The organism is Eubacterium multiforme, from assembly GCF_030813415.1.
Taxonomy (GTDB): Bacteria; Bacillota; Clostridia; order Clostridiales; family Clostridiaceae; genus Clostridium; species Clostridium multiforme.
The window spans coordinates 1-1,212 of record NZ_JAUSUF010000034.1 but is presented as its reverse complement, the minus strand read 5'-3'; the positions used below and the strand labels follow the sequence as shown (position 1 = coordinate 1,212).

General features: G+C 47.6%; 1 rRNA gene. It reads right to left on the bottom strand.

Going from position 1 to position 1,212, the window contains the following annotated elements:
• Positions 1–1,211 (bottom strand): 23S ribosomal RNA (locus J2S18_RS16380); the annotation flags it as partial.
• Position 1,212: the final 1 nt, after the last annotated feature.

The window sequence follows — 1,212 nt, the reverse complement described above, 5'->3', positions numbered from 1 at the left end:
GTGTGAACCCGTAGCTTCGGTGGTAAGTTTAGCCCCGTTACATTTTCGGCGCAGGATCTCTCGACTAGTGAGCTATTACGCACTCTTTCAATGAGTGGCTGCTTCTAAGCCAACATCCTAGTTGTCTTAGAAATCCCACATCCTTTCCCACTTAACTTACACTTTGGGACCTTAGCTGACGATCTGGGCTGTTTCCCTTTTGACCACGGATCTTATCATTCGTAGTCTGACTGCCGAATTAAAAGTATGTGGCATTCGGAGTTTGATAAGGTTCAGTAAGCGCTATGCCCCCTAGCCCATTCAGTGCTCTACCTCCACTACTCATATCATTCGACGCTAGCCCTAAAGCTATTTCGAGGAGAACCAGCTATCTCCGAGTTCGATTGGAATTTCTCCGCTATCCACAGCTCATCCCATGCTTTTTCAACAGCAACGTGGTTCGGTCCTCCGCGAGGTTTTACCCTCGTTTCAACCTGGCCATGGATAGGTCACCCGGTTTCGGGTCTACAGCATGCAACTAGTCGCCCTATTAAGACTTGGTTTCCCTTCGGCTCCGTACCTTAAGTACTTAACCTTGCTACATACCGTAACTCGTTGGCTCGTTCTACAAAAAGCACATCATCACCCTCATATGGGGCTTTGATCGGTTGTAGGCACACGGTTTCAGGTTCTATTTCACTCCCCTCCCGGGGTTCTTTTCACCTTTCCCTCACGGTACTGCTTCACTATCGGTCATCAGGTAGTATTTAGCCTTGGGAGGTGGTCCTCCCTGCTTCCCACAAGGTTTCTCGTGTCTCGTGGTACTCTGGATCAGAACTTTAGGTCTTCTCGTTTCACATACAGGACTATTACCTTCTACGGTCCAACTTTCCAGTTGTGTTCTGTTACGATAGCCTCCTAAGTTAATGTTCTGTCCGCAACCCCAAAGATAAATCTTTGGTTTGGGCTCTTTCCTTTTCGCTCGCCGCTACTAAGAAAATCGATTTTTCTTTCTCTTCCTCTAGGTACTTAGATGTTTCAGTTCCCTAGGTTACCTTCATATAGCTATGTATTCACTATATGATGCATGGGGTTTCCCATGCGAGTTTCCTCATTCGGAAATCTTCGGATCTCTGGCTATGTGCGCCTACCCGAAGCTTATCGCAGCTTATCACGTCCTTCATCGGCTCCTGATGCCAAGGCATTCACCATGCGCCCTTTGTAGCTTGACCT